The 8,974-nt window shown below is 66.1% G+C and carries 4 protein-coding genes; 3 read left to right on the forward strand and 1 reads right to left on the reverse strand.

Going from position 1 to position 8,974, the window contains the following annotated elements:
- On the reverse strand, positions 1–390 hold a 390-nt coding region (locus EOA79_RS25935), incomplete at its 3' end, for a hypothetical protein (RefSeq protein ID WP_206639268.1).
- A 462-nt stretch (positions 391–852) separates the two neighbouring features.
- On the opposite strand from EOA79_RS25935, the gene EOA79_RS25940 reads away from it, so the two are divergent.
- From EOA79_RS25940 to EOA79_RS25950, 3 genes are read left to right on the forward strand one after another with little or no spacing between them, the layout of a single operon-like run.
- The gene (locus tag EOA79_RS25940; protein WP_245479188.1) at positions 853–2,331 is read left to right on the forward strand and encodes an efflux RND transporter periplasmic adaptor subunit; all 1,479 of its coding nucleotides are present in this window, start codon (positions 853–855) and stop codon (positions 2,329–2,331) included.
- Between the two features lie 29 nt (positions 2,332–2,360).
- Positions 2,361–5,462 carry a multidrug efflux RND transporter permease subunit gene (locus tag EOA79_RS25945; protein ID WP_095823917.1) on the forward strand — a complete coding sequence of 1,034 codons (3,102 nt, stop codon included), beginning with the start codon at positions 2,361–2,363 and terminating at the stop codon, positions 5,460–5,462.
- Positions 5,459–8,677, forward strand: a complete 3,219-nt coding sequence (locus EOA79_RS25950) for an efflux RND transporter permease subunit (protein WP_095823663.1) — start codon at positions 5,459–5,461, stop codon at positions 8,675–8,677. The genes EOA79_RS25945 and EOA79_RS25950 overlap by 4 nt, the downstream gene beginning before the upstream one ends.
- Positions 8,678–8,974 lie beyond the last annotated feature (297 nt).

An 8,974-nucleotide genomic window follows, 5' to 3' on the forward strand; every position in this document is an offset into this window, starting at 1 on the left:
GCCCAGCAGATCGCCGTTTTGCGGACTGGCCGCTATGACGTAGAAGGCGCCGCCGATCGGCAGCAAAGACATCGCCACACCATTGGCGCGCGGCAGCTTGCAGGTCGTGTGACCATTGTCGGCCAGCGCCGCGATCTGGCAGAGATGAACGGTGAACATCGCCGCATCGATCGAGCCCGCAGCTGCGTCCAGGGCCTGCAGGCGAAGTTCCGCTTCCGCGCGGGCGGCTTGCGAGTAGGATCGGTCGACCTCGAGAAAGTCATGGCGGAAGACTTTCAGATCCTCGACCTGTGCGTCATGCGAGGTGACCCCGTCCGGACTTTGCGCGGTCGCGTGGCCGAGCGCCAACAGGCTGAGCAGGGGCAAGGCGAGCAGCCGGGCAAAGGTCATGGCTTCCCTCTCGATCGCGATCCGGCCCGCTGCCGATAAAGCTGAGGAATAGGGCAGCTTCGCACGTCGCTGCGTTCACATCTTTGCGAGCGGGCTGGAGTGGGGTCCCGCTCGGAGGCTGCGGTTTTGCGCCGGGACGGGAACGACGTCCGACCGTCGAAAGGCGGTCCGCCGCGCGGGCCGGGTTCACCCCGTTAAAGCCTTGTCATCATTGGCCGGCGCGGCGCGGCCGGTCACTCTCACGCGATGGGGGCACGGTCCCCGAACAGTTCGCCCGGGCGCGCATTTTTGAGTGTGGTCTTCAACCTAACCCATTCAATTCTTACGGGAATTTAATGTCGGGCGCAATTGCATGGCCAGGTTCCGGCGTTATGTTCCCGGCCGGATTGCGTCTTGGGCCAGTGACGCTGGCCAAGGACGTGGTCGACCTAGCCGCTTGCGGTTCGATGGATAGGTGACAAAGTGGACGACGAAGTCGCCAGCCGGTTACAGCCGCTCCGTGAGCCGATGGCAGACATCAAGCCGGTGGTCGTGCGTCGCCGGCGCCGCGGCTGGATGGTCGCGCTGCTGCTGGTGGCGGCTGGAGCGGGCGTCGCCTTCTGGCTCCATCCAGCACCGGTGCACCAGCAAGGCGCGCGCGGCGGCCAACGATTCCGGGGCGGCGATCTCGGCGCGCAGCCGGTCGCAGTCGCCTCGGTGACGCAGGCCGACATCCCGATCACGCTGGAGGCGCTGGGCACGGTCACCTCACTGTCGACGGTGACGGTGCGCCCGCAGGTCAGCGGGCAGATCACCGCGATCGCCTTCACCGAAGGGGAGATGGTGAAGAAGGGCGATTTTCTTGCCCAGGTCGACGACCGCACTCTCCAAGCCTCGCTGCATCAGCTGCAGAGCCAATTGAAGCACGATCAGGCGCTGCTGAGCGATGCCAGGCTCGACCTCGACCGCGATCTGAAGCTGACCTCCAACGCCATCACGCAGCAGGCGGTCGACCTGCAGCGCGCGATCGTGCAATCCGACGAGGGCACGGTCATGTCCGACCAGGCGCAGATCGAGGCCGTCGAGGTCAATATCGCCAACAGCCATATCGTTGCACCTGCCGACGGCCGCATCGGCCTCAGGCTGGTCGATCAGGGCAATTACGTCACGCCTTCCGACAGCACCGGCATTGCGGTGATCACCGAGATGCAGCCGATTTCGGTGCTGTTCTCGCTGCCCGAAGACACCCTCGCCGAAGTTCTGGAACAGTCGCATGGTAATGCCGGGCTCAAGGCCACCTTGTTCGACCGCAACGACACCAAGCAGATCGCCGAAGGCACGCTGCAGACGATCGACAACCAGATCGATCCGACCACCGGCACCGTGAAGCTGCGCGCCGTGTTTGCTAACGCCGACGGCGGGCTTTATCCCAACCAGTTCGTCAACGTGCATCTCCTGGTGCGCACGCTGACCGGCGTGACGGTGCTGCCCAACGCCGCCATCCAGCACGGCGCTCCAGGCACTTTCGTCTATCAGCTCAACGACGACAGCACTGTCTCGGTGAAGACCGTTTCCCTTGGCCCCGGCGACGCCTCGGTCACGCAATTGCTGTCGGGCCTTCCGCCGGGCGCCAAGGTGGTCGTCGATGGCGTCGACCGGCTGAAGGACGGCGCCAAGGTGACCGTGCCTGACAACAGCGCCGCGCCGACCGCCGGCGCTGGATCTCCCGCGCAGCCGCAAGCGGAGGGTAGGGGCAGCGGGGCCGCCGCGACCAGCAATACGTCTGCCGTCAACCCCGGCAACGCGCCCGCGATCTCGAGCAGCCAGCGCCAAGGTTCGGCAGGCGACGGCGCGGACGCATCGGGCGATGCCAACCGCAAGCACCACCGCCACCATCGTCGCGACGGCAGCGGCAATAGCGGTAGCAGCGGAAATGGTGGCGACACCGGCGAAGCCCAATGAGCACGCCGAGCGGTCTCGTCTCCGGCTGGCTGAACCCGTCGCGGCCGTTCATCCTGCGGCCGGTGGCCACCACGCTGATCATGGCCACCATCCTGGTGGTCGGCATGATCGCCTATCTCTTCCTGCCGCTCTCGGCCTTGCCTGAGGTCGACTACCCGACGATCCAGGTGCAGACCTTCTATCCCGGCGCCAGCCCGGAGGTGATGACGACTTCGGTCACGGCACCCTTGGAGCGCCAGTTCGGCCAGATGCCGGGGCTGGAGCAGATGTCGTCGGGGAGTTCGGCCGGCGCCTCGGTCATCACGCTGCGCTTCAGCCTCGACCTCAGCCTGGATATTGCCGAGCAGGAGGTTCAGGCGGCGATCAACGCGGCCGGCAACCTTCTGCCCGCCGACCTGCCGGCGCCGCCGATCTACGCCAAGGTGAATCCGGCCGATGCGCCGATCCTGACGCTGGCGATCACCTCGAAGACGCTGCCGCTGACCGAAGTCGAGAACTATGCCGAGACGCGGCTGGCGCAAAAGATCTCGCAGCTCCCGGGCGTCGGGCTGGTCAGCATCTCCGGCGGCGAGCGGCCGGCCGTGCGAATCCGCGTAAAGCTCAAGGCGCTGGCCGCCATGGGGCTCAACATCGACGATCTGCGCACCACCATCGGCGCGCTCAACGTCAACACGCCGAAAGGCAGCTTCGACGGGCCGGCGCGTTCCTACACCATCAACGCCAACGACCAGATCAGCGACCCCAAGACCTATGCGGATATGGTCGTCGCTTACCGCAACGGGGCGCCGGTCAGGCTGGGCGAGGTCGCCGATATCATAGAGGGGCCGGAGAACTCGAAGCTGGGCGCTTGGGAAAACCGCTCGCCGGCGATCCTGCTCAACATCCAGCGCCAGCCCGGCGCCAACGTCATCCGCGTCGTCGACTCGGTGAAGGCGCTGCTGCCACAGCTTCGCGCCGGCTTGCCGGCGGCGGTCAGCGTCGAGCCGCTGACCGACCGCACGACCACCATCCGTGCCTCAGTCCATGACGTCGAGTTCGAGCTGGCGACGGCGGCGCTTCTGGTCGTGCTCGTCACCTTCCTGTTCCTGCGCAACATTCCGGCGACGATCATTCCGAGCCTGTCGGTGCCGCTGTCGCTGATCGGCACGTTCGCGGTCATGTATCTTCGGGGCTTCAGCCTCGACAATCTGTCGCTGATGGCGCTGACCATCGCCTCCGGCTTCGTCATCGACGACGCCATCGTCATGATCGAAAACATCTCGCGTTTCATCGAGCATGGCGACGATCCGGTCACCGCCGCGCTCGAAGGCTCGGCCCAGATCGGCTTCACCATCATCTCGCTCACCGTCTCGCTGATCGCGGTGCTGATCCCGCTTCTGTTCATGGGCGACGTCGTCGGCCGCCTGTTCCACGAATTCGCCATCACGCTTGCGATCGCCATCGTCATTTCGGCCATCGTCTCGTTGACGCTGGTGCCGATGATGTGCGCCAGGCTGCTCAAGCCGCCGTCCGAACGCAGGCAGGGCGCGCTGGCGCGCGGCGCCGAGGCCGGCTTCGACGCTGTCGCGAATGGCTATGCCGCCGCCTTGCGGTGGGTGCTCGACCGTCAGGCGCTGACGCTGCTGGTCGCCGCAGCCACGCTTGCGCTCACCGTTTATCTCTATGTTGTCATCCCGAAAGGCTTCTTCCCGGTTCAGGACACCGGCGCGATTTCGGCGGTCACCGAGGCCGCGGGCTCGGCCTCCTACGCCGACATGGCAGCGCACCAGCAGGCGCTCGCCGATGTCATCCTCAAGGACCCGGATGTCGCGAGCCTGTCGTCCTTCATCGGCGTCGACGGCCAGAACATGACCGCCAACAGCGGCCACATGCTGATCAATCTCAAGCCGCGCGACGAGCGCGCGGCCGATGCCAGCGCGATCATCCGGCGGCTGGCTCGGGAGACCGACGTCGTGACCGGCATCGCGCTGCACATGCAGCCGGTGCAGGACCTGAGCGTGGACTCCACCTCCAGCGCGTCGCAGTACCAATACGTTCTGCAGGATTCGGATCCGGCCGAGCTGGCGACGTGGACATCAAAGCTCACCGATAGGCTGGTGGCACTTCCCGAACTCGCCGACGTAGCCAGCGACAGCCAGCAGAGCGGGCTTGCGGTCGACATCACCATCGACCGAGCGACGGCGGCACGCTTCGGGATTACGCCAGCGACCGTCGACAACGCGCTCTACGATGCCTTCGGCCAGCGGATCATCTCGACCATCTTCACCCAGTCGAACGAATACCGCGTCATCCTTGAAGCCGACCCCTCGGTGGGACAGACGCCGGCTTCGCTCGGCTCGATCTACCTGCCGTCCTCCGGTTCCGGCCAGGTGCCGCTATCGGCGGTCGCCAGCATCACTGTCCGGCAGGCGCCGCTGCTGGTGAACCACCTTGCCCAGTTCCCGGCCGCGACCATCTCCTTCAATCTCGCGCCCGGCATCTCGCTCGGCGACGCCACCGCGGCGATCAGCAAGGCGGAACATGACATGCAGCCGCCCGCCGGCCTGGTCACCGGCTTCCAAGGCGCCGCGCTTGCCTTGCAAAGCTCGCTCTCCAACGAGCTGCTGCTGCTGCTCGCGGCAGTCGCCACCGTCTATGTCGTGCTTGGCGTGCTTTATGAGAGCTTCATCCACCCGCTGACGATCCTCTCGACGCTGCCCTCGGCAACCGTGGGCGCGCTGGTGGCGCTGATGCTCGCCGGCCACGATCTCGACGTGATCGGCATCATCGGCATCGTGCTCTTGGTCGGCATCGTCAAGAAGAACGCCATCATGATGATCGACTTCGCCCTGCAGGCCGAGCGCCTGCAGGGGCTGGACCCGCGCGAGGCGATTTATGAAGCCTGCTTGCTGCGGTTGCGGCCGATCCTGATGACGACGATGGCCGCGCTGTTCGGGGCGCTCCCGCTCCTGCTCGGCGGCCTTGCCGGCTCGGAATTGCACCAGCCGCTCGGCATCACCATCGTTGGCGGGCTGATCGTCAGCCAGGTGCTGACGCTCTTCACCACGCCGGTGATCTACCTTGCCTTCGATAGACTGACGCGGTCGGGGGCGCGTGAAGCGAGAGCGCCGGCCGGCGGGCTCACGCCGTGAATCTCTCCGCGCCCTTCATCGCCAGGCCGGTCGCCACGACGCTGCTGGCCATCGGATTGGCGGCGGCGGGCCTGATCGCATACGTCAATCTTCCCATCGCGCCGCTGCCCAAGGTGGATTTCCCGACCATCTCGGTGCAGGCTTCGATGCCGGGCGCCAGCCCCGACACGATGTCGACCGATGTCGCGGCGCCGCTCGAACGGCATCTCGGCCAGATCGCCGGGGTTTCCGAGATGACGTCGCGCTCCGGCACCGGCTCGACCAATGTTGTGCTGCAATTCGACCTCGATCGGGACATCAACGGCGCCGCGCGCGATGTTCAAGCCGCTATCAACGCCGCGCGCGCCGACCTCCCGTCCGACCTGCGCAGCAACCCGACCTACCGCAAATACAATCCCGCCGACGCACCGGTGATGATCCTGGCGCTGACCTCGCGCACACTCACACCCGGTCAGCTCTACGATGCCGCCGCGACCGTGCTGCAGCAGCGCCTGTCCCAGGTCGAGGGTGTCGGCAATGTCGACCTCGGCGGCTCGTCGCTGCCCGCCGTTCGGGTGGAGCTCAATCCGGGGGCGCTGTTCCATTACGGCATCGGCTTGGAGGATGTGCGCGCCGCACTTGCCTCGGCCAATGCCCGCAGTCCGAAGGGCTTCGAGGAGGACGGCGCGCTCCGCTACCAGCTCTACACCAACGACCAGGCGAGCCATGCCGCCGACTATCGCGACCTGGTGATCGCCTGGCGCAACAGTGCGGCGGTGCGCCTCGCCGACATCGCAGATGTCGAGGACTCGGTCGAGGACGTGCGCAATCTCGGCCTCGCCAATGGCGTGCCGGCCGTGCTTTTGGTGCTCTATCGCGAGCCCAACGCCAACATCATCGACACGGTCGACCGCGTGCGCGCGCTGATCCCGACGCTGCAGGCTTCGGTGCCGGCGGATGCGCGCCTCAGCATCGCGTCCGACAGCAGCCTCACCATCCGCGGCTCGCTGCGCGACACCGAGCTGACGCTGGTGCTGGCGGTGCTGCTGGTCGTCTTCGTGGTGTTCTGCTTTTTGCGCGACTGGCGCGCGGCGCTGATCCCGAGCGTGGCGCTGGTCGTCTCGATCCTCGGCACCTTCGGGGCAATGTATCTGCTCGGCTACACGCTCGACAATCTGTCCTTGATGGCGCTCACCATCGCCACCGGCTTCGTCGTCGATGACGCCATCGTGGTGCTGGAAAACATCATGCGCCACATCGAGGACGGCGTGCCGCGCGGCCGGGCGGCGCTGGTCGGCGCTCAGGAGGTCGGCTTCACCGTTCTGTCGATGAGCGCTTCTCTCGTCGCCGTGTTCCTGCCGATTCTGTTGACGGGCGGCATACTCGGCCGCCTGTTCCAGGAATTCGCCATGACTTTGTCGCTGGCCATCGCCATTTCGCTGGTGCTGTCGCTGACGGTGACGCCGATGATGTGCGCCCATTTTTTGCGCGCGGGTGCAGTCCGGTCGGAGCGCCGTTCCATCCTCGCCCGCTTCGGCGAAAGCGTCTTCGAGCGCGTCCGCGCCGGCTACGGCCGCTCGCTAGCCTGGTCGCTCGACAACGCCGAGGCGATGCTCATCATCCTGATCGCGGCCGTCGCGCTCAACGTCTACCTCTATACGATCGTGCCGAAGGGCTTCTTCCCGCAGCAGGACACCGGCGAGCTGATCGGCGGCCTGCGCGCCGACCAGGCCATTTCCTTCCAATTGATGCGGCAGAAATTCGAGCGGCTGGAGACGATCCTGAAGAGCGACCCGGCGGTGGCGAACGTCGTCGGCTATATCGGCGGCCGCCAGACCAACTCCGGCTTCGTCTATGTCAACCTGAAGCCGAAGGGCGATCGTGCGCCGCTGCAAGCGGTGCTGGGGCGGCTGCGCGCGCAGCTCAGGCAATTGCCCGGCGCGCAGCTCTTCCTCAATCCGCGCCAGGAGATCAGGGTCGGCGGCCGCCAGAGCCTCGCCACCTATCAATACACGCTGCAGGCCGATACGACCGCGGATCTCGACGAATGGGCGCCGAAACTCGTCGAATTGCTGAAACAGGCGCGGGAGCTAACCGACGTCAATTCGGACCGCGACGAGGCCGGGCTCGAAACCAACATCACCGTCGACCGCGAGAGCGCGGCCCGGCTCGGCCTGACGCCGGCGAGCATCGACAACACGCTTTACGACGCCTTCGGCCAGCGCCAGGTGTCGACCATCTTCAACGCCCGCAACCAATATCACGTGGTGATGGAAGTCGCGCCGCGCTTTCTGCAGGATCCGAGCGCGCTCAACGGCATCTATGTCAGCACCTCGGGCGCGGCGGCGAGCGGCACGCAGAAGACCAACGCGCTGGCCGGCAGCCTGTCGGGCTCGCTGCAGAATCAGGCGACCAATGCGATCGCCGTCACCGGCCACGGCAGCGCCTCGAGCGGCGCCGCCGTCAGCACCTCGGCCGAGACCATGGTGCCGCTCGCCGCCTTCAGCACTTACGGTCCGGCGACCACGCCGCTTTCGGTCAACCACCAGGGCCACTTCGTCGCCACGACGATCTCGTTCAACCTTGCCGATGGCGCCACGCTCGGCGACGCCTCGGCGGCAATCGACCGCGCCATGGCGGAGCTGAAAATGCCGGTGTCGATCCACGGCTCGCTTGCCGGCACGGCACTCGCCTTCCGCTCCAACCTGCTCAACGAGCTTCTGCTGATCGCTGCCGCGCTCGCCACGATCTATGTCGTGCTCGGCGTGCTCTACGAAAGCTACGTGCACCCGATCACCATCCTGTCGACGCTGCCTTCGGCCGGCATCGGCGCGCTGCTCGCGCTCATCGTCACCGGCATGGAATTCGACGTGATCTCGCTGATCGGCATCATCCTGTTGATCGGCATCGTCAAGAAGAACGCCATCATGATGATCGACATGGCCTTGCAGGCCGAGCGCCAGGAAGGGCTTGCGCCGCGAGAAGCCATCCACAAGGCGAGCCTCCAGCGCTTCCGGCCGATCATGATGACGACCTTTGCGGCTTTGCTCGGCGCCTTGCCGTTGGCGCTCGAGACCGGCACTGGGGCGGAGCTGCGCCAGCCGCTCGGCATCGCGATCGTCGGCGGCCTCATCGTCTCGCAGCTTCTCACGCTCTACACCACGCCGGTCGTCTATCTCTATCTCGACCGGCTCAGCGCCCGCAGACCGATGCTGCGAGTGGCGCCGGCGGAGTGATCGGGCACCGCGACCTTGGACTGTTCGACCGCGCGAAGCGAAACAGTTCGGCCCGGCGCGCCTTCATCTCCCTCAACGCTACCCGAGGCGGTTGATCGTGAGATCTGGGCCATCGCTTGGTGAACTGGCAAGATGCTTCATCATCGGATGCGCCCTCGAAGGGCGCGACCAGTTCCTGCTCACCCGGCAATTGCCCAAGCGCTATACAGGGGCGTCGCGGGCGGGCCTTTTGCGTCGCTTCCTTGGTCGCTCATAGGTGCTGCCGGGTGAGCAGGAACTGGTCGCGCCCTTCGAGGG

This window comes from Mesorhizobium sp. M1A.F.Ca.IN.020.03.2.1 (assembly GCF_004023205.1).
Taxonomy (GTDB): Bacteria; Pseudomonadota; Alphaproteobacteria; order Rhizobiales; family Rhizobiaceae; genus Mesorhizobium.